19 protein-coding genes, 1 tRNA gene and 1 pseudogene are annotated in these 22,624 nt (G+C 67.8%); 15 read left to right on the forward strand and 6 right to left on the reverse strand.

What is annotated here, in order from left to right; all coding sequences use genetic code 11:
• Positions 1 to 70 precede the first annotated feature (70 nt).
• Both BJ981_RS20890 and BJ981_RS20895 read right to left on the reverse strand, forming a co-directional pair.
• Positions 71 to 505 carry a hypothetical protein gene (locus BJ981_RS20890; RefSeq protein ID WP_184612981.1) on the reverse strand — a complete coding sequence of 145 codons (435 nt, stop codon included), beginning with the start codon at positions 503 to 505 and terminating at the stop codon, positions 71 to 73.
• Between the two features lie 943 nt (positions 506 to 1,448).
• Complete coding sequence (locus BJ981_RS20895) at positions 1,449 to 2,687, reverse strand: IS256 family transposase (RefSeq protein ID WP_184611101.1); 1,239 nt, start codon at positions 2,685 to 2,687, stop codon at positions 1,449 to 1,451.
• Positions 2,688 to 3,168: 481 nt separating this feature from the next.
• On the opposite strand from BJ981_RS20895, the gene BJ981_RS20900 reads away from it, so the two are divergent.
• Both BJ981_RS20900 and BJ981_RS20905 read left to right on the forward strand, forming a co-directional pair.
• Positions 3,169 to 4,173 carry a hypothetical protein gene (locus BJ981_RS20900; RefSeq protein WP_184612982.1) on the forward strand — a complete coding sequence of 335 codons (1,005 nt, stop codon included), beginning with the start codon at positions 3,169 to 3,171 and terminating at the stop codon, positions 4,171 to 4,173.
• A 29-nt stretch (positions 4,174 to 4,202) separates the two neighbouring features.
• Positions 4,203 to 6,020 (forward strand): DNA/RNA helicase domain-containing protein, encoded by a 1,818-nt coding sequence (locus BJ981_RS20905; protein WP_184612983.1) that lies wholly within the window; start codon positions 4,203 to 4,205, stop codon positions 6,018 to 6,020.
• Positions 6,021 to 6,089: 69 nt separating this feature from the next.
• On the opposite strand, the pseudogene BJ981_RS20910 reads toward BJ981_RS20905, so the two are convergent.
• Positions 6,090 to 6,595 (reverse strand): annotated as a pseudogene (locus tag BJ981_RS20910) (IS5 family transposase); the annotation flags it as partial.
• Between the two features lie 1,503 nt (positions 6,596 to 8,098).
• Positions 8,099 to 8,344: a GntR family transcriptional regulator gene (locus tag BJ981_RS20915; protein WP_275422350.1), complete on the reverse strand. Its 246-nt coding sequence runs from the start codon at positions 8,342 to 8,344 to the stop codon at positions 8,099 to 8,101.
• Between the two features lie 308 nt (positions 8,345 to 8,652).
• On the opposite strand from BJ981_RS20915, the gene BJ981_RS39265 reads away from it, so the two are divergent.
• Both BJ981_RS39265 and BJ981_RS39270 read left to right on the forward strand, forming a co-directional pair.
• The gene (locus BJ981_RS39265; protein ID WP_184612986.1) at positions 8,653 to 9,009 is read left to right on the forward strand and encodes a hypothetical protein; all 357 of its coding nucleotides are present in this window, start codon (positions 8,653 to 8,655) and stop codon (positions 9,007 to 9,009) included.
• 41 nt (positions 9,010 to 9,050) lie between these two features.
• Entirely contained in the window at positions 9,051 to 9,707 is a 657-nt protein-coding gene (locus tag BJ981_RS39270; protein ID WP_275422351.1) for a tyrosine-type recombinase/integrase, read from the forward strand.
• Positions 9,708 to 9,913: 206 nt separating this feature from the next.
• Here the strand turns inward: BJ981_RS39270 and BJ981_RS20930 are convergent.
• Positions 9,914 to 9,987, reverse strand: a tRNA-Arg gene (locus BJ981_RS20930).
• A gap of 612 nt (positions 9,988 to 10,599) precedes the next feature.
• Between BJ981_RS20930 and BJ981_RS20935 the strand changes: the two genes are divergently transcribed.
• The 4 genes from BJ981_RS20935 to BJ981_RS20950 all read left to right on the forward strand — a co-directional run bounded on the left by BJ981_RS20935 (position 10,600) and on the right by BJ981_RS20950 (position 14,406).
• Positions 10,600 to 11,163 (forward strand): RNA polymerase sigma factor, encoded by a 564-nt coding sequence (locus BJ981_RS20935; RefSeq protein ID WP_239139768.1) that lies wholly within the window; start codon positions 10,600 to 10,602, stop codon positions 11,161 to 11,163.
• Positions 11,163 to 12,212 (forward strand): CU044_5270 family protein, encoded by a 1,050-nt coding sequence (locus tag BJ981_RS20940; RefSeq protein ID WP_184612988.1) that lies wholly within the window; start codon positions 11,163 to 11,165, stop codon positions 12,210 to 12,212. Before BJ981_RS20935 ends, BJ981_RS20940 begins: the two co-directional genes overlap by 1 nt.
• Before the next feature lie 716 nt (positions 12,213 to 12,928).
• On the forward strand, positions 12,929 to 13,471 hold the full coding sequence (locus BJ981_RS20945; protein WP_184612989.1) for an RNA polymerase sigma factor: 543 nt from the start codon (positions 12,929 to 12,931) through the stop codon (positions 13,469 to 13,471).
• Entirely contained in the window at positions 13,468 to 14,406 is a 939-nt protein-coding gene (locus BJ981_RS20950) for a hypothetical protein (RefSeq protein WP_184612990.1), read from the forward strand. The genes BJ981_RS20945 and BJ981_RS20950 overlap by 4 nt, the downstream gene beginning before the upstream one ends.
• Before the next feature lie 13 nt (positions 14,407 to 14,419).
• Here BJ981_RS20950 and BJ981_RS20955 read toward each other — a convergent pair whose 3' ends face one another.
• Positions 14,420 to 15,397, reverse strand: a complete 978-nt coding sequence (locus BJ981_RS20955; RefSeq protein WP_184612991.1) for a Gfo/Idh/MocA family protein — start codon at positions 15,395 to 15,397, stop codon at positions 14,420 to 14,422.
• A 286-nt stretch (positions 15,398 to 15,683) separates the two neighbouring features.
• Here BJ981_RS20955 and BJ981_RS20960 point away from each other — a divergent pair, with 286 nt between their 5' ends.
• From BJ981_RS20960 to BJ981_RS20990, 7 genes are all read left to right on the forward strand, one after another.
• Positions 15,684 to 16,421 (forward strand): phosphotransferase, encoded by a 738-nt coding sequence (locus tag BJ981_RS20960; protein ID WP_239139769.1) that lies wholly within the window; start codon positions 15,684 to 15,686, stop codon positions 16,419 to 16,421.
• Between the two features lie 216 nt (positions 16,422 to 16,637).
• Positions 16,638 to 17,609, forward strand: coding sequence for a cobalamin biosynthesis protein (locus BJ981_RS20965; RefSeq protein ID WP_260325175.1), 972 nt, complete (start codon positions 16,638 to 16,640; stop codon positions 17,607 to 17,609).
• Positions 17,610 to 17,756: 147 nt separating this feature from the next.
• The gene (locus BJ981_RS20970) at positions 17,757 to 19,232 is read left to right on the forward strand and encodes a cobyric acid synthase (RefSeq protein WP_184616281.1); all 1,476 of its coding nucleotides are present in this window, start codon (positions 17,757 to 17,759) and stop codon (positions 19,230 to 19,232) included.
• 63 nt (positions 19,233 to 19,295) lie between these two features.
• On the forward strand, positions 19,296 to 19,655 hold the full coding sequence (locus BJ981_RS20975) for a thiol-disulfide oxidoreductase DCC family protein (protein ID WP_184612993.1): 360 nt from the start codon (positions 19,296 to 19,298) through the stop codon (positions 19,653 to 19,655).
• 145 nt (positions 19,656 to 19,800) lie between these two features.
• Positions 19,801 to 20,706, forward strand: a complete 906-nt coding sequence (locus tag BJ981_RS20980; RefSeq protein ID WP_184612994.1) for an ABC transporter ATP-binding protein — start codon at positions 19,801 to 19,803, stop codon at positions 20,704 to 20,706.
• Positions 20,687 to 21,487 (forward strand): DUF2705 family protein, encoded by an 801-nt coding sequence (locus BJ981_RS20985; protein ID WP_184612995.1) that lies wholly within the window; start codon positions 20,687 to 20,689, stop codon positions 21,485 to 21,487. The genes BJ981_RS20980 and BJ981_RS20985 overlap by 20 nt, the downstream gene beginning before the upstream one ends.
• A 17-nt stretch (positions 21,488 to 21,504) precedes the next feature.
• Positions 21,505 to 22,569: a PucR family transcriptional regulator gene (locus BJ981_RS20990; protein ID WP_204070742.1), complete on the forward strand. Its 1,065-nt coding sequence runs from the start codon at positions 21,505 to 21,507 to the stop codon at positions 22,567 to 22,569.
• Positions 22,570 to 22,624: the final 55 nt, after the last annotated feature.

Consider the following 22,624-nt stretch of genomic DNA (forward strand, 5'->3'; position numbering starts at 1 on the left):
CGGTCCTCACATGGCAGGGACGATCCACCCCGGCCACACGCTGGGCGGGGGGTAGCACGGCGGAGACCGCCTAGAGGCGGCGTCCGGCACACGGGGGACCGCGGGCCCCCGCTGTTTCCGGACAGGTGTCCGCCAGCCCCGTGTGGTGGGCCGTAACCGTGTCGTCCCGCTCCGGGGGGTGAATCTCACCGGCCCCGGCGTGCTGCAGCTTGTCGTCGCCGTCGGAGAAGTCGTTCGTGGACGCGCTCAGGCCGTCGCCGCAGGCCGTGGCGAGCCGCCACCCGATCGGCCCGCCGTACCCGTCCGCCACCTCCACCCGATCGGCTCCCCGGGCCGCCGGGGTGTCCCCGAGCACCGGGGGATGCGCGGGGGCGGCGCAGGGGGCCGCCGAGGAGGAGAGGCGCAGGTGGATGTCGGGAGTGTCCTGGGCGGCGGCGCCGATGGCCCCCATGATCAGCAGCAGTGCCGCCACCGCCGTCGCCAGCACCGTCGCCGGCGCCGTCACCGGGAGTGCCGCCGCACGGCGCGGCGTCCGGGACCCGAGCCGCGGACGGGCTCCGAAGGCCCCGGAGAACGGGGATGTGGAAGGCGATGGTGTCACTCTGGTTCCGGGCCACAGATCCTGGTAATAGGGGGGTGAGGTGAAGCCTCATGATTGATCCAGAAGACCAGAAAAAAGGTCAAGAAGTACGAAGTGTGATTGATTGACCCCCGCATGTGACCGCGTGTGGGCGGCAACCCCTGGCGAGCTGCGCGAACTCGCCGCTGACCTGCTCTTTCCCGCCTGACCTCACCGTGACTTTCCGTAAACGACGCAGGTCAAGTTCGGGGAAGCGTTATGTGAATGTGATGTTGATTCGGCGGGGCGGGTATCGCTCATTCGGGTGGAAATAATATTTATCCTGGACTTTCCAGGCTTCTCCCTATAACGGGGTTATGAACGATTTCCTGGACATAACGCGAATACCCAACATGGGAGAGGGGGGCTCCGCCGGCGCCCGGAGAGACGTGAGCCAGACCGCGGTCACGCCGGGAGCGGCCCCGGCGCGCTCACCCGCGCCGCCTTCGGCGGCACGGCTCGGGGGGCTTTCGGACCGGTGTCTTCCTTCGCCACTCTGTCGCTCCGCTCCTGCGTTCTTCAGTCCAGACACCGGCGTCCCCCTCGCGGCCCACTAGAGGCCGATCTTGGGTGGGGTGGCCTTACCGGGAACCGTTCCGCCGGGGCGGGGTGTGGGACGGGCGACTATCGCGAGGTTGTCCGCGTCAGGACTGGTTGTGGCTTGGGCGCGCCGCCGGCTGGACTGAGGAGAGGGAGCGTGACGACCGAACGACGAGGAAAGCCGGTAGCTCGAAGGCACCCCACCGTCCTGGCCATCACCGTCCTGGCCCCTGGTCACGTCCAGCGAAGTGGTGTATGAGTCAGTCTTCGCGTGATCTGTTTCTGCAGGTTAAGCGGTGAGTGTGTCGGGGAGTCGATGCGTGGTCGGCGTGTCGCCGTGGATGAGTTTCAGTCGTGCTTTGGCCAGGACTTCCACGCCCATGTAGCGGCGGGCTTCGCTCCATTCGTCGGTCTGTTCCGACAGCACCGCGCCGATGAGGCGGATGATGGCGGGCCGGTCGGGGAAGATGCCGACGACGTCGGTGCGGCGGCGGATCTCCTTGTTCAGCCGTTCCTGGGGGTTGTTGAACCAGATCTGTTTCCAGATCTCTTTGGGGAAGGCAGCGAAGGCCAGCAGGTCCTCGCGGGAGGTCTCCAGGTGATCGGCGGCGGCTGGGTACTTGGTGGCCAGAGCGTCGATGACCCACTGGTGCTGGGCGAGCACGGCTTCGGGACCGTCTTGGTCGAAGATGGTGCGTACCAGGGTGGCGACCCAGGGCTGGGCGGATTTGGGGACGCAGGTGAGCAGGTTGCGCAGGTAGTGGGTGCGGCAACGCTGCCAGGACGCTCCTGGCAGGCAGGCGCCGATGGCGTCCACCAGCCCGGCGTGTGCGTCGGAGATGACCAGGTGGACCCCGGACAGGCCGCGGGCGACCAGGCCGCGCAAGAAGGACAGCCAGCCGGCGCCGTCTTCACGGCTGCTGATCTCCAGGCCGAGGATCTCCCGCTGCCCGTTGGCGTTGACGGCGGTGGCGACCAGGACGTGCACGTTGATGATCCGGCCGCCTTCTCGGACTTTCTGGGTCAGGGCGTCCAGCCACAGGAAGGTGTAAGGCCCGGCGTCCAGGGTGCGGGTCCGGAACGCCTCGACCTGGGTGTCCAGGGTCTTGGCCATCTGACTGACCTGGCTTTTGGAGATGCCGGTGATGCCCAGTTGCTCGACCAGCTTGTCCACCCGGCGGGTGGAGACTCCCAGCAGGTAGGAGGTGGCCACGACGCTGATGAGCGCCTGCTCGGCCCGGCGGCGGCGCTCCAGCAGCCAGTCGGGGAAGTAGGACCCCTGCCGGAGCGGGATCGCCAGCTCGACGGTGCCGGCCCGAGTATCCCAGTCACGGGTGCGATATCCGTTGCGGGAGTTGGTGCGCTCGCTGCTGCGCTCGCCGTATCCGGCCCCGCACCGGCTGTCGGCCTCGGCCGACATCAACGCTTCGGCCATGGTCTTCACCATGGATCGCAACAGATCCGGATCCTGCTGTTCGATCTGCTTCGCCAACCAGCCGGCGGGGTCCACACTGTCGTTCACGGCCATCGCCTTGTTCTCCTTCGGTCTTGATCGCAATCACGAAGGATCACGCGATGGCCGTCCTCATTTCACGACGCCACGCTTGTCATCAGGGGAAACTCTTACACCACGTCCGTGGACGCAACCCCGACCTATGCCAGCACCCGCAACTTACGCCTCACACCTTCATGATGAGCCCATGCATGGTGGATAGAGCGAACCTTCGCCGCTTAAAGCGTCCTTCGAGTGAGGCATCACAGCGGACCACGTCCGGATTGAACAGGGGTTCAGACGCAGCGTGGCGCCACGCCCGCCATATAGACCTTGCTACCAAGTTGGACTATCGTCTGTAGCTGCACAAATGGCTCACGGCGGAGCAGGCCAGTGCCATTATGGACAACCACGTCCAAGCCGACGCAGTGCGCCAGGAATTGGACGAGACGCGCTACCCGGCGTATCTCGCCCGAGGGCGTGCGGTCAAGCACACGGCGCTGAAGGAGTCGGGCCCATGCGAGTGATCATGCAGCCAGCCAGCCTGGCCACTCCATCGGTACGCCAACACTACGACGACACCATCAAGAGCCCGGTCCTTCTTGCCGATCACGCCGATGTCCTGGGTGTCGACCTACAGTGGCTCCAGCAACTTCACCCTTCGGGCAGCGCTCCGATGTGGGGCATGACGCCCGGCAAAAAGAACGTCAACGTCGGCAAGTACCGTAAGCTCCGCCCGGGCGACTACGTCTTCTTCTACGGTCAAAAGCGTCTCTATCTCGGCGGGTTGGTGACCTACACGTTCCACAACCCCGCGCTGGCGCGCCGCCTGTGGGGGCAGGACGACGAGGGCCAGACGTGGGAGTTCATGTACGCTCTCGACGACCTTCGCGGCTGCAACATCCCCATTGAGGACGTCCGCCAAGCTCTGCCCACAGTCGGACCCGGCTGGTTCGTGCAGAACCCTTACGTTGCGGAGGGTGTGGCGGCGGATAATCTGATCGACCTCGCCCAGGTCGCCATCGGTGACGTAGCCCTTCTCCCTTCGGACACCGTGATACTTCATGATGACGAAGCCACCGAGGCACCCGCCTTCAGCGGCGAGCTTGAGCGCCAGGTCCAGCAAGTCAGCCGTGGCGAGCAAACCCGACTGAAGCGATTCCTGCTGCCCGGTGCCACCGGGATCTGCGCGTTGTGTGGCCGCACCTTCGAGCGCCGGTTTCTCGTTGCCGCGCATATCAAGAAGCGGACCCACTGCACCGAGTCGGAGCGCCGCGATCTGGCCAATGTCGCGATGCTCAACTGCATCCTCGGCTGCGACGCCCTTTACGAGCATGGCTACGTGGCCGTGGGTCCGGGAGGAACGCTCCTCATCAGCCCAGCTGCGCTGCGCGAGCCGAGCGTCAGGTCGCATGTCGAGCTGCACCTGAAGGGCCGGCTCACACACTGGTGGAGCCAGATGCGCGAGCCGTATTTCGCCTGGCACCGCGACCGCATCTTCCGCACCGAGATTCCCGCCTGAGCAACGAGCCTTGATCCGGAGCACAATCCATGGCGACTTTCTGCCTGCACCGCGCAACGGCGCGTGAACTCGCCGACACCATAGCTGAAGGTGGTCTGACGCAGCGGCTCGTCGACGCCCATAGGGAACTGCTGTGGCAGGAGCCGAGCCCGAGCGAAGTCCGCTCGTGGGTCAACAGCATCCCCACGGTCGTGACTGCCCTGCTCGGCGCCGGGCTCGATGGTGTGACCGTGCTGTTGGAGATGAAGACTCCGATCACCGACGTGCGCATGGACATGGTCCTGATCGGCACCTCCCCCGCGTCGGGACGGATGTCGGTGGTCGTGGTGGAAAACAAGCAGTGGTCATGGGTGCAGCCCGTGCCCGAATCGGAGCTTGTGCGCATCAGCCGCGACGGCAAGCCGACTCTGCACCCGGCCAACCAGGTGTGGGGATATCGGCATGTGCTGGCCGATTTCGTCCCGCTGCTCCGTACCGCAACCGTGTGTGGCGTGGTCAACCTCCACAACGCCCCCACTGAGCAGGTGGCTGAGATTCATCCCGACGCCCAGGGACTTGATCCCGCGATTCCCCGATGGGTGCGCTTATTGGGCAAGGACCAGCGGAAAGAGTTCCAGGCGACGCTGCAATCAGTTCTGTCGGCCGAGCGATCCGCAGAGCACGCCGATGATCTGCTCGAGGCGGTTGTCGTCCCCACCGAGGGCCTGATGACCAAGGTCGCGGAGGCCGTCCGCGCCCGGAGCGTCTTCCCCCTGCTGGATGAACAGCGGGAGGCCTACGACTACGTGAGGGCTCTGGTCAAGCGGGCCAAGCGAGGGGAACGAGGAAGCCGTAAGGAAGTGGTCGTTATCGTGGGTGGTCCGGGCACCGGGAAGAGCGTGATTGCCGTTGAGCTGCTCGGCGCGCTGAACCGGCAGGGCACCCGGACGATGCACGCGACCGGTAGCCGCTCGTTCACCCAAACGCTCCGATTACGTGCGGGTCTGCCCGGCAAGGCCCGTGGTGGGTTCGCCTACTTCAACAACTTCACCGACGCCGCCCCCAATGATCTCGACGTTCTGATCGCCGATGAAGCGCACCGCATTCGGCGCACCTCGCGGGACCGCCGTTCGACAGATGACTTGCGGATAGCTCCTCCCCAGGTTGATGAGCTGATCAACGCCGCACACGTACCGGTCTTCCTGCTCGACGAATTTCAGATCGTGCGCCGTGACGAGCTCGGCTCCGTGGGCCTCATCGAAGAAGCTGCCGCTCGCGCTGGATGCTCGGTGAACCGCATCGATTTACGGCATCAGTTCCGCTGCGCTGGCTCGCCCACCTATGTCGACTGGGTCGAGCGGCTGCTGAAGTTGGCCCCCACCAACGGTAAGCCCATGTGGCAGCCGACCGACGGCTTTACCCTCCAGGTCGTCCACGATCCTGCCGTAATGGAGACGTTCCTCCGCGAGCGGGTGGCGGAAGGCCACACCGCGCGCATCATGGCTGGCTTCTGCTGGCCGTGGAGCGAACCTTCCGCTGAGGATCCTCTCCCAGTGGACGTGAAGCTCCCCGGCTGGGAACGTCCGTGGAACCTTCAGGCAGAAGAGCCGATCAACGGCATCCCGCCATGGCCGCTGTGGGCCACTGATTCAGCCGGGTTCGGCCAGATCGGCTGCATCTACAGCGCTCAAGGCTTCGAGTTCGACTACGCCGGGGTCATCATCGGCCCCGACTTGACGTGGACTCCTTCGGGCTGGGTCACGGTTCGACAGGCGAACAAAGATCGGACCAATACAGCGCCCGAGACTTCGATGCACTGGTTCGCCATACGTATCGGGTCCTGGCCACGCGCGGAATGCGCGGCGTAATCTTGCACGCCGTCGACCCCGCCATCAACCGCCTGCTGAACGAACTTGGTGTCCCTGTGATGGATGGCTGACACGCGGGATGACACGTACTAATAGCGCCAGCGCCAGGCTGTCATGGGCATTGGCGGTGCTGATCGCGACAGAGATCGGCAGACCTGTCCGTTTGGTGATGAGGTGGATCTTCGAGCCGTTCTTGCCGCGATCGACAGGATTCGGACCTGTCAGGTCGCCCATGTGACCGCTCGCACGCTGACCGAGTCGATCGCGCATCGCGACCAGTCCAGCTCTCCGCGTGCGCCCAGCTCGTCCAGCAGGAGCCGGTACAGCTTGACCCGCATTCGGGCGGTGGTCCACTCGGTGAAGCAGCGGTGCACGTCTGCTAGGAGAACGGAAGGTCGGCGGCAGTTGCCGCCACGCACACCCGCTGGTGGCCACGTACACGATCATCGCCAGGATCCTCCGGTCGTCCACCCGCGGCCGCCCGCCACCTTGTGGCGGTGTCGGCGCCGGCGAACCACCCGCTGGAACAACTCCCAGACCTCATTGGGGACCAGCGGTCGAAGGAACGCGTCCACGACCGATCTGACGATCAACCTCAAACGAGTCGCGGTCAAGGCCGGATGCACCGCCACGTTGACGCCTGACAGCCCCACCGTGAGTGCCTCATAGCTTTGTCCGCTGGGTTCGCCTCAGGAAGTCCTCTCCTCCCGCGTCGCTGCCGACCGTCACCCTGTCGACCGCAGACGCCTCCCCGGCCTCATCTGCCAGCAGCCATAGCAGAAGCCTTCGCCCCACCTGTCGCAGGCAGAAACCAAATCGCCGGAGCCGACTTTGGATGACTTGCATAAGCCGTTTCCCCTGGCGTATATATCAAGCGGGCAGCGGTAGGGCGAGTGCGGCATGAAGTCCGTACTGATGGATAAGTTCATCTGCAAAAGTCACTCTCCCACTCCTTCGTGATTCGGTCTCGAATCTCCCGATTGTATTCGACACGCGCAGGCAGGTAGGGGGCAGGGGGTGGGCTCTGCACGGAAAGGCCACCCTGGCATTACGGCGACCCCAGGCGGGACGTAGAACGAGGTGCTGGAGTCTGAAATCTGGATCATTGAGGGTGCTTGGATCGGTTCATCCTCCAGCATGATCCACTTGGCTCCATTCGAGCCTTTGGCAAGTTCGACGCGAATTGCTCTAGCTACCCCTGACGGAGCAGACTGCAGGCCGTGCAGATGGTGTGCGGCGATTAGTTCAGGACATGCATCACGGTAGGTCGCATTCCATGGAATGGGACCTCCGGCGGGCCAACTCCCACCCTGCCTGAGAGGCCCAGGCCAACCTGCCCGCATGTATGAGTAGCGAGCCACCGCGAGTTCGATGCCTACGCCGCGGTTTGGGTTAGTAGCAGCCTCAACGAAGGTACGGTGATAAGTGAGATAATCGGTCGCTAGGGTCGCCCTTGCCTGACGTCCGCGCTTATCTCTTACTGTGCAATGAAGTAGCCCCCACCCAAGTGGCGTCGGGATCAGGCTGGACGCACCGCAGAACTCATCGTAAGTTGTACCCGCATCACGCGCAGTGGAAGGCGAAATCTCTGAGTACTCTTTCAGATCCGTTTCCTTCAGGGCTGAATTCATGTACAAGCCCCGCTTCTCCCATACCGGATTCCGTGGAGAGCTGTAGCCGGCCTTGGATCGCTTTCTCGTCATACCGAGAATGCTGCCGCCATGGAGAAAGTTGCGCTACCGGTCACATTCCAGCGCTCTTCACTCGCCTTGAGATGGCTACGAACTGGGTGGATGCTCGCCCACAAGCCCGTCAACCGTGTGTGGCAAGCGCGATCGCGTCATCCGCAAAGCGCGCCAGCGGTTCAGGCAGCCAGCCGAACCCTTAGGTGCTCAAGTGGTGGCTTCTGCCAGCCTCTCGGGCGCGCGGGGCGGTGCGTGCCCAGACCGGCCGAAGAGCCGCAGTCGGGCACGCAGACCGCCCGGCGGGCCGCCTTGACTGGAAGACGTGAAGAAAGTCCTCATCCGATGGGACTGGCTCGCTTGGTAGCTGGCCCCGGGTCTCAAGCTGGCCGGCGGCTACTCGGGCTTGGGGAGCTCGCGCTCGTCTGAGTCGGTGACGAAGGAGCCCATGCCGGGTTCGGTGTGGATGAGGCCGTCTGCTCGTAGGGCGCGCATGACCTTCTGGGCGGTGGCGTTGGCGATGCCGAACTCTTCGATGATGGCGATGAGGGAGGGGATGCGCTCGCCTGGCTTGTACTGGCCGGCGAGGATGTGTTCGCGCATGATCGCGTGGACCTGGCGCCACCTGGGCTGCGTGAACACCAGCTATGACGTGAAGTTCTGGGACATCCGCCGCAACCAATCCAGCAGGACCGCCTTGTTCGAGGTGCGCTGGAAGGTTGGCCGGCGGGGGAAACGAAGAGCTTCCGCACCAAGGGTTTGGCCGAGAGCTTCCTGTCCGATATGCGACAAGCGGCCAAGTGGACGGCCAAGCGGGGCGAGGCGTTCGAGCTGGAAACCGGCCTGCCGAGTCGATGATCAAGGCTAAGAACGCGCGAAACTCGCTGCAGTTCGCACAGGCGTACGTCTTGGCCAAGTGGCCTCACTCCGCGGCCAAGTCCCGTGAGGGCATGACGGACACCATGACAGGCGTCACGCTCGCGCTGCTGCATGACCGTCCGGGCAAGCCTGATACCGCAACGCTGCGGGCGGTCCTTCGCAACCACGTTTTCCTACCCGACGACCGGCGGGCGCTCCTCGATCCTGAGCAGACGGCGGCGATGCGCTGGCTCTCCGCGGCTTCGCTGACCGTCATCGAGTTGGAGGAGGCCAAGACCGTGCGCGCTGTGTTGGCGGCGATATCCGTCAACCTCGGCGGCACACGGGCGGCTGACCCTACCTTCCGGCGCAAGCGCGCGGTGTTTCATCACGCGCTTGGCTACGCGGTTGAGCTGGGGAACTTTCGGCGAATCCGCTGGACCGGGTGAAGTAGAAGCTCGCGAAGATCTCGGGCGAGGTAGATCGGCGCGTGGTGGTCAATCCGACGCAGGCTCGGGAGCTCCTGGCGGCGGTCACCTATGTGGGCCGGGCCCGCGGAGCGATGCTGGCTGGGATGTTTGCCTGCATGTACTTCGCCGGCCTGCGGCCTGCTGAGGCGGCGGGGCTCCGCGAGAAGGACTGTCACCTACCCGAAACCGGGTGGGGCCTGCTGACCTTGGAGGAGACTCGTCCGGAAAGTGGGCGGCGGTTCTCCGACTCAGGCGAGACGCATGATGTTCGTGGGCTCAAGCAGCGTCGACGCAAGGCCATACGCGATGTGCCGATCCCGCTTGAGCTGGTGAAGATCCTCCGCGCGCACATCGAGGAGCATGGCGCCGCGGCTGACGGGCGGCTGTTTCGCACTGCGACCGGCGGCGTCTTCTCCACGACGGCCTACGCCAAGGTATGGAAGGAAGCGCGGATGTACGCGCTGACACCTGATCAAGTCGCGTCATCCTTGGCAGGCAGGCCGTACGACCTGCGGCATGCGGCGGTCTCGCTCTGGCTCAACTCCGGGGTTCCGGCTCCGGACGTCGCTGAGCGGGCAGGGCACAGTGTGGACGTGCTGCTTCGGGTGTACGCCAAGTGCATCGATGGGCAGCGAGAGATCGCCAACCAGCGGATAGCGGACGCGCTGACGACCTGAAGACGATCACTCTGCGAAGGGCCACGGATGACCGTGGCCCTTCGATTTTGTGTGTCTGAGCTGGGCAAAAGGCGCGGTTTTCATCCCGCATATATCCCGCAAGTACCCGCCTGGGGCTGCATTCGGTGGCATGCGGCTGCAGGTGGCGACGATCGCCGATCAAGAGGAAAGACCAGGTCAGAGGGTAGATGACCTGGTCTGGAGGGCGCGCCCTGCAGGATTCGAACCTGCGACCGTCGGATTAGAAGTCCGGTGCTCTGTCCAGCTGAGCTAAGGGCGCTCTCGGTTAATTGTGCATGATCCCAGGAGTGGCCGTGTACCTTGCGGGGGCGGGTGGGCCGGTCATGGCTTGTGGGAGTCTATGGCCTGGCAGGGCGGGGGGCAGGTGGGTGGCCGGGGGCCTGAGATCGGTGTCTTCGGTCGGTGGGTGTGATCGTCTGGCGGAGGTCTCTCTAGGGTGATCTTCGGACTTTCAGGTGCTGTCGCGCTTGGGCGTACGCGGTGAGCGGGATGCGGAGTTGGGCGGGCGCCGTGCAGGGCATCGGGATCAACCGTCCCGCATCATGCTGAGACGGCGCCGACAGAAGGGCGTGCACCAGGACGATGAGGCACGCTGCGCGACACGAACATCGACCGGGGTGAGTGAGAGCGCACGAGGCCAGGCCGTCTACGTGGCGTGTCTCTCGCGGATCGGTGCGACGCGCGACGTGGGCTGGGGCGCACCGACAGGCGGGACGGCGTGTCTCGTCGTCGGTGTGGGTGGCGGGGAGTGCGGGTTGTCGAGAACTTGGGTGGGCGGATCGGGAGACAACTGGGTAAAGCGCAGGCGCTGCTGGTGAGGTGATGATGCGGTCACTTCGTCTGGCGGCGCGGACTCATGAAGGGGTGGCCGTTGAGGGTTGATGCGGCCGAGATCGATGATGCTGAGCTGATCAGGCGGTCTGGTGATGATCCTGAGCAGTTCGCGGTGTTGTTCGACCGGTATGGGCGGCAGATTCATCGGTATGTGGCGCGCCGGCTTGGTGCGCAGGTCGCCGATGACATCGTGGGCGAGACGTTTCTGGCCGCGTTCCGGCGGCGTGGGGCGTTCGATACGTCGTTTCCGCAGGCCAGGCCGTGGCTGTACGGGATCGCTACCACGCTGATCGCCAGGCATCGGCGGCAGGAGGAGCGGTTGCTGCGGGCGCTGCACCGGACAGGGATCGATCCGTTGCCTGAGGCCATGGCGGACGTCGTGGAGCGGCGGGTGGCGGCGCAGGACAGGAAGCGTGAGCTGGCGGGGGCGCTGGCGTCGCTGTCGCGTGGTGACCGGGACGTGCTGTTGCTGGTCGCGTGGGAGGACATGTCGTACGAGGAGGTGGCGCGGGCGTTGGACATTCCCCTGGGAACCGTGCGGTCGCGGCTGCATCGGGCGCGGAAGAAGGCCAGGAGCGTGCTGGAAGGGGAGGAGTTCTGATGGGGGTCGGTCTCAGGGAGTTCCGTCGGGACACGCCGGAGATGACGGCGGAGGCCGAAGGGGCGGCTCGGGCGCGGCTGGTGGCGGCCATGCGGGCTGAGCGCGAAGGTCGTGAAGGCGGGGAGAAGGGAGCTCTCGGAGGGCTGGAGCGGGGCGGTCGCGGGGGCCGGGTGGGTAGGAAGGCTGGGCTTGGTCGGGGCGGTGGGTCTTCCGTGGTTCGCTTGGGGGTGCGGGTGGCGGTCGCGGCGGGGGTGGCGGTGCTGGTCGGTGCCGGGATCGTTCTGGTGCGGGGCGGGCCTGCCATGGTGCCGGCGGCGAATGTACGGGAGCTCGGGGAGCGGGCTGCCGAGGCGGCGGAGAGTACGCCCGCACCGGTCGCGGGTACCGGCAAGTGGCTTTACATCAAGCAGCTACAGGCGCCTGCGGCGGAGGGGAGCCACGGGTTCGGCAGGGATCTCGGGAAGCGCATGACGTGGGAGCAGTGGACCAGTTCGGACGGGAAGCAGGTGGCCTGGTATCAGCCGGACGGCAAGCTGCTCGTGCAGGGAACCTCTCCTGGGGTCAGCGCGGCCGAGTTGTCCGAGCGGCCGGTCACTCCCGAGGAGATGATCAAGCGCGTCGAAAGCGCGTTGCAGGCGAGCCGCGTCGGCGCCATTGTCGACGTCGATCACGGGCCTCCCACGACGGAAGAGGAGGAGTTGTTTCAGGCGATCTCCCAGCTGATGAGTGAGCAGTCACTCGGACCTGAGGTCCGGGCCGCGCTTTTCCGGGCGCTGCCCACCATCCCGGGCGTTTCGATGACGCGGGACGTGGCCGACGCCGATGGCAGAAAGGGGGTGGCGTTCAGTTATGCGGGATCGTGGGCTAGGTCCGATCTCATCCTGGACGCCACGGACTACCGCTTTCTGGGCACTTACGGGGTCACTCTCAAGGACCAGACCTTCGAGTACGCCGACGTCGGCAAGGTCTTCGTCAAAGCAGGCACTCCGCTCAACTGGACGGCCCAACTTGAGACTCAGGTCGTGGATCGGGCCGGCCTGAAGCCCTGACGGGACATGGAGACAGGGCCGGATAGAGGCCCCTGGCATGAACGTGTGAGGGGACACGGAACAGAACCTTTCCGGCCCTGTTCCGTGTCCCCTCGGAGCGGCGCTCCAGCCGTACTGCCCTGAGTGGAGAGATACGCGGTTGGCGGGTGGAGCCCGGTTCCGGAGTCGGTGTTCCGCAGCACGGCGGAGTCTCTCGGTGTCTGGGCGATCACCCACGTCCGTTGCGGGCATCTATCACGGTGCCTCTGGCGGCAGTACAAACTACGTGTCTGTATTAAGAAGCCCGGGCGCACGCGCTCTGCCTGGGACATGGCCCGTGGGCCGTGTCCCAGGCACGTGCAGCCGGCTATGGCCTTAGCTCCAGCACCACGGCGGCCCCAGTGCGCCGCCCGGGTGGGACATGGCCTGTGGGCCGTGTCCCACCCGGGCGGCACCCGCGCGTCCGAGTTGTGTGCGCTTCCACGTCCACGCTGAAGCACCCGGGGGACACGCCGGGCTCTGGTCGGTGCATCGTCCCCTATCGGGAGGCGATGCCCTTGTTTGTGCATTTGTCCAGGTCAGTTCCCTCGTCGGCTGAAGCGGATGGTCGTCAGGTGGTGCTGGAGGCCGCCTGTGAGTCGGCTTCCTCTGAAGACGGACGAGTGCCCCGACCCCTGTAATGCTCCCGGGATTCCGGACATGGATCAGAAGACCGACGATCCAGATGAGGAGACCCGATGGGAGCCGATCCCCCCGGACGGTTCATAGAGATCTATGAACATGCCTACCGTCCGATACTCGGGTACGCCTTGCGTCGCTGTGAGGACCCCGATGACGCGGCCGACGTGGTGGCCGAGACGTTCGCGATCGCCTGGCGGCGGGTTGAGGAGATACCTGAAGGGGACGAGGCCAGGCTTTGGCTGTTCGGGGTGGCTCGGAGGGTGCTGGCCAATCATCGGCGCGGGGAGTGGCGTCATGAGCGGCGGACGGCGGCGCTGCGGGAGCAGCTTTCGGCTTCACCACTGTTCGCGCAGCGTTCGCAGGAGGACGTGTCCGACATAGGACGGGTCTTCGCCGGCTTGTCGGACGGTGACCGGGAGCTTCTGGCGCTGGTCGCGTGGGAGCACCTGGACACCGCTCAGATCGCGCGGACGCTCGGCATCTCGCGCAACGCCGTCCGTGTCCGGCTCTACCGCGCGCGCAGGCGGTTCGCGCGGGGCCTGGCCGAGGCCGGAATCGACCATCCACGCACCGTCGAGTTCCAAGGGAGCGCACTGTGAGAATCGAGCGCGCGATGGACATCGCCGGCCTCGTCAGGGTCCGGGACGAGGACCTGGCAGAGGATCCGGTGGGCCACGCGTCCGGCGCGGGGGCGCGGATGCTGATGGAGTCCATCATGTCCGAGGAGCGTGTCGCCGTCTCGCCGCGCCCGAATGTGCCGCTGCGGCGGCGCTTAGTGCTGGGCGGCGCAGGAGTCGTCGGTTTGGCGGCGGCGGTCACGATCGGGTTCGGCCTGCCGATCGGTGGTCCGGTCACCGAGTACGCCAACGCGGCCGTGTCCATCAGTAAGGCCGACGACGACTACAGCATCACCATCACCGACCCCGCCGCCGATCCTCGTCGCCTTGAGGAGGCGTTCCGTGCCGTGGGGGTGAACGCCACGGTGAGGCAGGTGCCGGCGATGCCCGACCATGTGGGCAAGCTGTACGGCCCGGCACGTCCTAGCGGGGACGACTCCGTGTGGAAAGGGAGCATGTCGCTGACCCCGGTAGAGCCCTGCGCGTCGGCGTTCTGCGCCACGCTGACCGTGTCCGGCGGCTCACCCGATCAGCTCGTCTTCGGGATCGGCCGCCCTGCCAGGCCGGGTGAACCGTACGCCGACCTGCCTCCTACTCTGACCGGCAGGTACGCGGACGCCTTGGACGGGTACAGGTCGGACGGTTACCGGGTTCGCGGCAAGACGGTCGCGGACGTGCGCGCCGAGTTGGATCGGCGCGGGTTGAAGGCCGTCTACCAGCTCTGGTGGAGTTACGCCGACGGCGGCTTCTTCCCCGAGCCCGTTTCCGCGGACCGGATAAAGGACGACTGGATCGTCGAGAGCTCCCGCGCGTACAGCTCCGACACGATCGAGCTCACCGTCGTTCCCGGCCCGGAGGCCGGCCCCGCGCCTACTCCCTCTCCCCGCCCCCATTGGTGGGACCTCCCGGAAGGCTGACGAACGGGTTCGGTCAGAGTTCGCCGCGGAGTGGCAGGCCCGCTTTGCGGTAGATGGCGTCGATCACGGCCATGTTGGCGAGGGCGTCCTCCGGTGGGGTGAGGGTCGGGGTGCCGTCGTGGACGGCGGTTCTGAAGGCGCGGAGTTGATGGGTGTAGCTCGCCTCGCCGGAGACGCGTTCGCGGCGGCGCTCGCCGTCCACGGTCACGGTGAGGCGGTGCCAGTACTGCGGCGCTACGTAGTTGGTGATGCGGAGTGTGCCGTGCTCACCTTCGACGCGCGCGGCGATCTTGAGTGGGTGGCCGCCCGACCACATCGAGGCGTGGACGCGGCCGGTGGCGCCGCTGGGGAAGCGCAGGTCGGCGGCCATGGCGCGGTCGACGCCCGGGGAGCGCAGCAGGGCGGCGGCCGAGACCACGGACGGCTCGCCGGGGCCGAGGGTGCGCAGGCAGTGGACGGCGTAGCAACCCGCGTCCATGAGCGCCCCGCCCGACAGTTCCAGTGAGTAGCGGATGTCGGAGAAGCGGGGGAGCGGGAAGCACATCCAGGTCTCGACGTGCCGGACCTCGCCGAGTTCGGTGTGGACGATCTCCAGTGCGCGTTCCATCAGCGGGTGGTAGCGGTAGTGGAACGCCTCCATGACGACCAGGCCGGAGCGCCGCGTGGCCTCCGCGACGGACGTGGCCTCGTCGGCGTTCGAAGCGAAGGGCTTCTCGCACAGGACGTGCTTGCCCGCGTCGATCGCGCGCAGCGTCCACTCGGCGTGCAGCGCGTTGGGCAGCGGGTTGTAGATCGCGTCGATGGACGGGTCGGAGAGGAGCGCCTCGTACGACCGGTGGACGACGGGGATGCGGTGCTTTGCCGCGAAGCGCTCCGCCCGGGAGCGGTCGCGCGCGGCGACGGCCACGATGTCGACGCCGGGGATGGAGCGGGCGGGCCTGACGAGTGCCGTGGGGGTGATCCGGGCCGCCCCGAGAGTCCCGATGCGCATGATCGAATCATGCCAGATGACATGACATAGGGGCCGTGCCGAGAGTCGAGACCGAGAGTTGGGGGTGGTTCCGCCGCGGAGGCGTACTGCGGATCGGTACCAGGACCACGTCGCGACCGGGCGGGCCGGAGAGAAGGCGGGTGGCGCGGGGAGTTTACGGGGAAGTGCTTGCTTTCTGGGAAAGGCTGCCGTCGGTGGGGCGGGCTGCTTAAAATTAGACGCCATGTTCGTCCGTACGGCCCTTCCTGAGATATCGCTGACCGGTGGTGATGTGACGGAGGGGGTCGTGCGCGTAGGCGACACCGTGCGGCGGCCGATGGGGCCGTCGAGTCCCGCGGTTCACGCTCTGCTGCGCCACCTGGAGTCCGTGCGTTTCGAGGGCGCGCCGCGGGTGCTCGGTATTGACGACCGGGGCAGGGAAGTTCTTTCGTACGTCCCCGGCCAGGCGGCCACGCGTCCGCTGGCCCCGCACGTGGTGACGGACGAGGCGTTGGCTCGGCTCGGGCGGCTGGTGCGTCGGTTTCATGATGCGGTGTCCACGTTCGTTCCGCCTTCTGACGCGGTCTGGGTGGACGGGTCGGGGGACGACGCGGAGCCCGAGCTGGTCGGCCACTGCGACATCACCCCGGAGAACGTCGTCTTCCGCGGCAGCACGCCCTGGGCTCTCATCGACTTCGACATGGCGCGCCCGACGACCCGCCTGTTCGACGTCGTCACCACCCTGCGCCACTGGGCCCCGATCGCCGACCCCATCGATCGCGATCCGGCGCACCGCATGGTGGACGTCGGCAGGCGCATCCGCGTCTTCTGCGACGCTTACGGGCTGGAGGGGCGCGACCGCCGCCGGCTGCTGGAGCTGAGCAGGCTCCGTTTCGGTCGCTCGTATGTCGCCATGCGGGCGCGGGCGATCGAGGACGGCGGGGGCTGGGCCCGCATGTGGGAGGGCGGCGCGGGGGAGCGCATCCGGAGGGCCGCCGACTGGCTGGACGCCAACTGGGACGAGCTGGAGTCCCACCTCCATTAGTCGATTCATCCCCGTTCCTGCACAATTCTGGACGGCGCGCGGCACGGCACGATTCGGACATGCCGCGACGCGGGAGCCTGGCGCGCCGTGGCACGGAGGTCCCCGTGACGGGGGACGTGGCGCGGTGCTCATGGATGTCTCCGAGGACAGAGGGTGGGGGTCGGAGTGAAACGGGCCAGTACGGGTCATGCCGGGGCGAGGGTGCGGAGGGCGGGTCTGCGGGAGCGGGGCGTCGGGCTGGCGCTGGGCATGGTCTTGGACACGGTGTTCGCCGATCCCCGGAGTTCCGTGCATCCGGTGGCGCTGTTCGGGCGGGCCGCGTCTCTGCTGGAGAGTCGTCTCCATGGGCGGACACGGGTGCGGGGCGTGGCATACGTCGCCGTCTGCGCGGGGTCGGCGGCGGCCTTGGGCGTGGCGGTCGAGCGGCTGACCCGGCGCAGTCCGCTCGCGCGCACGGGCGTCACGGCCGTCGCGACCTGGGCCGTGCTCGGTGGGACGAGTTTGGCACGGGAGGGCGTGTTCATGGCCGCCGCGCTGGAACGGGGTGACGTGGCGGCGGCGCGCGGGCGGCTGTCGCACCTGTGCGGCCGCGATCCGTCCCGGCTGTCGGAGGGGGAGCTGGCGCGGGCGACCGTCGAGTCGATCGCGGAGAACACCTCGGACGCCGTGGTGGCGCCGCTGGTCTGGGGCGCGGTGGCCGGGGTGCCGGGGCTGCTGGCGTACCGGGCGGTCAACACGATGGACGCGATGGTCGGGCACCGTTCGGAGCGGTACGAGGTGTTCGGCTGGGCCGCCGCGCGGCTGGACGACGTGGCGAACTACCTGCCGGCGCGGCTCACCGGGGTTCTGGCGAGCTTGTCGGCCCCACTGGTCGGCGGGTCGCCGCGGACGGCTGCGGCCATGCTGCTCAGGGACGGCCACCGGCATCCGTCCCCGAATTCCGGACGGTGCGAGGCGGCCTTCGCGGGGGCGCTCGGCGTGCGGCTCGGGGGGAGTAACGACTATGGCGGGCGGATCGAGCACCGGCCGCACCTTGGAGACGGCCCTCCGCCTTCCGTTCCCGACATTTCACGATCCGTACGCTTGGCCCGCGCCGTGAACCTGACCTCCGCCGCCCTCGCCGCGACCGCGGTCCTGGCCGTCCACCGATACCTCAGAAGGGCAGGCGGGAGGGCCTCCGCCCGGTGAGGTTCCCAGGGCGCCGCGTCCACGCGAGGAGCAGGGCACGGGACGTCACCTGGTGAGGCGCGGTGCGGGGGCTCGAATGGGTGAGTTCGCTGTGCTGGTGGTCCCGTTCGCGTTGGGGTCTGGGAGGGTTGGGGGGTGCTGAGCGGGATGTTGCTGGTGGCGGGGACTACGTCGGATGCGGGGAAGAGTGTGGTCACGGCTGGTATATGCCGATGGCTTGCTCGGCGCGGGGTGCGCGTGGCGCCGTTCAAGGCGCAGAACATGTCGCTTAATTCGTATGTGACGGCTGACGGTGCGGAGATCGGGCGGGCGCAGGCGGCGCAGGCGCGGGCGGCGGGGGTGGAGCCTGTCGCGGATATGAATCCGGTTCTGCTGAAGCCGGGCAGCGATCGGCGGAGCCAGGTCGTCGTGCTCGGCAAGCCGGTCGCCGAGGTGGACGCCATGGAGTACGGCGCGCACAAGGACCGGCTCAGAGCGGTGGCGCTGGAGTCGCTGGAGCGGCTGCGGGCGTCCTATGACGTGGTGGTGTGCGAGGGGGCGGGCAGCCCTGCGGAGATCAACCTGCGCCGGGGGGACATCGCGAACATGGGTCTGGCGCGGGCGGCGGGGATGCCGGTGGTCGTGGTGGGGGACATCGATCGTGGCGGTGTCTTCGCGGCCCTGTACGGCACGCTGGCGCTGATGGACGCGGGGGACCAGGCGCTGGTCAGCGGGTTTCTGATCAACAAGTTCCGGGGGGCGCGCGAGTTGCTCGATCCAGGGCTGGACATGCTGACCGGGCTGACCGGACGGCCGGTGTACGGCGTGCTGCCGTGGCTGGACGGGATGTGGATGGACCTGGAGGACTCGCTGGCGCTCGACGCCCGCCGGGGGGCCGTCCCGGCGAGCGCGGGGGCCCGGGAGAGCCTGCGGGTGGCGGTGGTGCGCTATCCGAGGATCAGCAACTTCACCGACGTGGACGCTCTCGCCGCCGAGCCGGGGGTGGTGGTCCGCTTCGCCAGGTCTCCCGCCGAGATCCTGGACGCCGATCTGGTCGTCCTGCCGGGATCGCGGGCCACCGTTTCCGACCTGGCGTGGCTGCGCGATACGGGTCTGGCCGAGGCGCTGCTGGATAGGAAAGGCCCGATTCTTGGTATCTGTGGCGGCTATCAGATGCTCGCCCGCACGATCCGTGACGACGTCGAGTCCGGGGCGGGGCTCGTGGACGGGCTCGGGCTGCTGCCGGCGGACGTCGACTTCGCCCGGGAGAAGACGCTCGCGCGACCGGTCGGCACGGCGTACGGTGAGCGCGTGGCGGCGTACGAGATCCATCACGGGATCGTGACCGCCGACGCCGGGGCCGAGCCGTTCCTGGACGGCTGCCGCGCGGGCGCCGTCTGGGGGACGACCTGGCACGGCGCGCTGGAGAGCGACGGCTTCCGCCGCGCCTTCCTGGCCGACGTGGCGGCGGTCGCGGGCCGCGACTTCGTCCCCGCGCCCGACGTCTCCTTCGCGGCCCTGCGCGAACGGCACCTCGACGCCCTCGGCGACATGATCGAGCAGCACGTCGACACCGAGGCGCTGCTGTCGCTGATACAGGACGGCGCCCCCAGGGGCCTTCCCGTCCTCGCCCCCGGCGCCTGACAGCCGGGTGCGCGGGGCGCTTCCCGGCGATCGTCGCTCTCGGGCCGTGCGTAGAATCGTGGCGTGCTCGTCTACGACGGAGACTGCGGGTTCTGCCAGCGTTGCGTGGAATTCGGCCACGCGCACCTCCGGATGCCGCAGGTGCGGCGCTTCCAGGAGCTGGATCTCGCCGAGCACGGCCTCACGCTTCAGCAGGTCACCGAGTCGGTGCAGCTTCTTGGGCCGGACGGGCTGCGGGCGTCGGGGGCGCGTGCCGTGGCCGTGCTGCTGGCCGTGCAGCCGGGGCTCGGCTGGCGGCTGCTCGGACGGCTGATGCTGGTGCCGCCCGTGAGCTGGGCCGCCGAGGCGGTCTACCAGGTGATCGCCCGCAACCGTCACCGTCTGCCCGGCAGCACGGGCGCCTGCGCGATCCCCCAGCGCTGAGGCGCCCCCTCCCGCGCCACACCATCCGACGTGATCGCGCATCCGCCACGACAGGGCGCCTTGCCGGATTCGGGAAAGGAAGGGGCGTTCAAGTGTCCGGGAATGCCGCTACCGCGGCGGCGGACCGCCCGCGACGATGCCATGCATGACAGCAGTGGTGGAAACCGAAGGACTGACCAAGTTCTACGGGAAACGCCGGGGGCTTGAGGACCTGACCTTCGAGATCCGTCCCGGCGAGGTGTTCGGGTATCTCGGGCCGAACGGGGCGGGGAAGACGACCACGATCAGGTTGCTCCTGGACGTGATCCGGCCGACCCGGGGTACCGTGCGCGTGCTGGGGGCCGACCCCCGCCTCCCGGCGGTCCGCGGCAGGATCGGGTACCTTCCCGGAGAGCTGGCCCTGGAGGGCCGGGAGAAGGCCCGTGAGTACCTGCGGTTCCTCGCGGACGTCCGGGGCGGGGTGGCCGCGGGGCGGATCGAGGGGCTGGCCGAGCGGCTGGAGGCCGATCTGTCGGTGCCGATGGGGAAGCTCTCCAAGGGCAACAAGCAGAAGGTCGGCCTGATCCAGGCGTTCATGCACGACCCGGAGTTCTTGATCCTGGACGAGCCCACGAGCGGCCTGGACCCGCTGGTCCAGCAGGAGTTCCTGGCCATGGTGCGCGAGGTCCGCGCGGACGGCAGGACGGTGCTGATGTCGTCGCACGTGCTGGCGGAGGTCGAGCACGTCTCCGACCGGGTCGGCATCGTCAGGGGTGGCCGGCTGGTGGCCGTGGAGGACGTCGGCGCGCTGCGCGAGAAGGCGGTGCGGCGGGTGGAGTTCCACTTCGATGCGCCTGTCCCGGAGGAGGCGTTCCGCGACCTGCCGGGGGTGCGCGACCTGAAGGTCGAGGGCGCGAGCGTGGTGTGCACGATCGACGGCCGGCCCGACGCGCTCGTCAAGGCGGCGGCGAGGTTCACCGTCGTCCACATGGTCTCGGCCGAGCCGGACCTCGAAGAGATCTTCCTCACCTACTACAGCGAGGACGTGCACCGTGCCCACGTTGGCGCTTAAGACGCTGCGCGAGTCGCGGCGTGCGATCATCGGCTGGACGATCGGCATCTGCGCGTTCGCCGGGATGTACACCTCGTTCTATCCGCAGATGGCGGCGAACCCGGATCTCTACAGCAAGATCGCGATGGCGAAATATCCGGACAGTGTGAGAAAGCTCCTGGGCGGCCTGGAAAACTTCACCACCGGCGTCGGGTTCCTCCAGGCGGTCATCTACCAGCTCTTCGTCCCGCTGATCTTCATCATGTGCGCGATCGTCCTCGGCAACAAGGCCATCGCCGCGCCGGAGGAGTCCAAGACGCTGGAGCTGACCCTCACCCTCCCGATCGACCGCAAGCGGCTGGTGCTGGAGCGGTTCGCCGGCCTGGCCGTCTCCCTGCTGGCCATCGCCGTCGCCTCGCTCATCGTGATCATGGTTCTCGGGGGCGTGGTGGACCTCGACGTCTCCTTCGGGCGCGTGCTCGCCGCGCACACCGGCCTTTTCCTGCTGGTTCTCTTCTTCGGTACACTCGCGCTGACCGTCGGGGCGGCCACCGGGCGCAAGGCCCTGGCGATGGCGGTCGCGGGGGTGTACGCGGTCGGCGGCTACCTGGCGCAGACGCTCGCGGCGGACGTCGAGGTGATGAAGTGGCTCAGCCACCTGTCGCCGTTCCACTACTACACCCAGGGGAATCCGCTGGTCAACGGCCTTCCGGTGGGCGACTACCTGATCATCCTCGCCGCGGTCGCCGTGCTGCTCCTGACCGCCGTCCTCTCGTTCGACCGGCGTGACGTAGGGGTGTGATGGACGTTCTCGCTCACGTGAGCGAGGCCACGGGGGTGCCCGCCGACCTGCTCGGCGGGTATCTGCCCGTCCTCTCCTCCGCCGCGGCGACCGGGCGCCTGCCCGGCCGGGACGCCGTGGACGTGCTGCGCGCCCTCGGGGCCGAGGCCGCCGAGCGGGGCGTCCCCATGCGCGCGCTCGCCGAGGCGTGCCTGCTGGCCGCCGAGCTGGACGCGGGCCCCGCCGGGTCCCCGGTGCTGGCCGCGGCGCGGCGCTCACTCGCCGCCTACTTCGACGGGTACGAGGAGGCGCAGCTCAGGGCCATCCGCAGCGAGGACGAGGCCCGGCGCGCCTTCATCGACGACCTGCTGCAGGGACGGGCGGACCGCCTGGCCGAGCGTGCCGAGCACTTCGGCCTGCGGCTGGCCGAGGGGTACGTCGTCGCCGTCGCCAAGGACGCCGAGCCCGTCGGCGAGGACCACCCCCTGGTCCGGCGGATCGAGGAGGCGCTCATCGCCCGATTCGGCTCGCACAACATCCTGATCGCGGCCCGCGACGGCCTGCTCGTGTGCGTCGCCCCGGCCACGCTCACCGCCGCGACCGGCGAGTTCACCCACCACGTGCGGGGCGGCCTCGGACCGGGCTGGCGGGTGGGCGTCGGACGCCCGCACCGCGGCCCCGGCGGGGTGGTGACCTCCTTCAGGGAGGCGAGCGAAGCGATCGCGCTGGGGGAGCGGCTCGGCCTGCGCCCGCAGGTGCTGAAGGCCGCCGACCTGCTCGTCTTCCCGGTCCTGTTACGCGACAGGGCCGCGATGGAGGATCTCGTGGCCACGGTGCTCGGCCCGCTGCTGGCGGCGCGCGGCGGTCCCGAGCCGCTGCTGGAGACCCTGGAGGCGGTGTTCGGCGCGCAGGGCAACCAGACCGCCGCCGCCCGCAGGCTCGGCATCAGCACGCGGGCGGTCACCTACCGCCTGGAACGCGTCCGCCGCCTCACCGGTTTCTCTCCCGACGATCCGACGCAGCGCTTCACCTTGGAGACGGCCGTCCTCGGCGCCCGCCTGATCGGCTGGCCTCCGCCCGCGCGGCCGGGTGGCGAGCCGTGATTGATTGGTATTGTCCGGTCCTGTCCGGAGCGTCGGGGTCTGCCCTACCATACGG

Origin of the sequence: Sphaerisporangium krabiense (genome assembly GCF_014200435.1) — a bacterium.
Lineage (GTDB): Bacteria > Actinomycetota > Actinomycetes > Streptosporangiales > Streptosporangiaceae > Sphaerisporangium > Sphaerisporangium krabiense.

Excerpts from the sequence above, each read along its gene's own strand:
- BJ981_RS20955 (WP_184612991.1), bottom strand. The coding sequence starts at position 15,397 with ATGCGCATCGGGACTCTCGGGGCGGCCCGGATCACCCCCACGGCACTC.
- BJ981_RS20895 (WP_184611101.1), bottom strand. The coding sequence starts at position 2,687 with ATGGCCGTGAACGACAGTGTGGACCCCGCCGGCTGGTTGGCGAAGCAG.
- BJ981_RS20905 (WP_184612983.1), top strand. The coding sequence starts at position 4,203 with ATGGCGACTTTCTGCCTGCACCGCGCAACGGCGCGTGAACTCGCCGAC.
- BJ981_RS20970 (WP_184616281.1), top strand. The coding sequence starts at position 17,757 with ATGTTGCTGGTGGCGGGGACTACGTCGGATGCGGGGAAGAGTGTGGTC.
- BJ981_RS20900 (WP_184612982.1), top strand. The coding sequence starts at position 3,169 with ATGCGAGTGATCATGCAGCCAGCCAGCCTGGCCACTCCATCGGTACGC.
- BJ981_RS20980 (WP_184612994.1), top strand. The coding sequence starts at position 19,801 with ATGACAGCAGTGGTGGAAACCGAAGGACTGACCAAGTTCTACGGGAAA.
- BJ981_RS20940 (WP_184612988.1), top strand. The coding sequence starts at position 11,163 with ATGGGGGTCGGTCTCAGGGAGTTCCGTCGGGACACGCCGGAGATGACG.
- BJ981_RS20945 (WP_184612989.1), top strand. The coding sequence starts at position 12,929 with ATGGGAGCCGATCCCCCCGGACGGTTCATAGAGATCTATGAACATGCC.
- BJ981_RS39265 (WP_184612986.1), top strand. The coding sequence starts at position 8,653 with ATGACGGACACCATGACAGGCGTCACGCTCGCGCTGCTGCATGACCGT.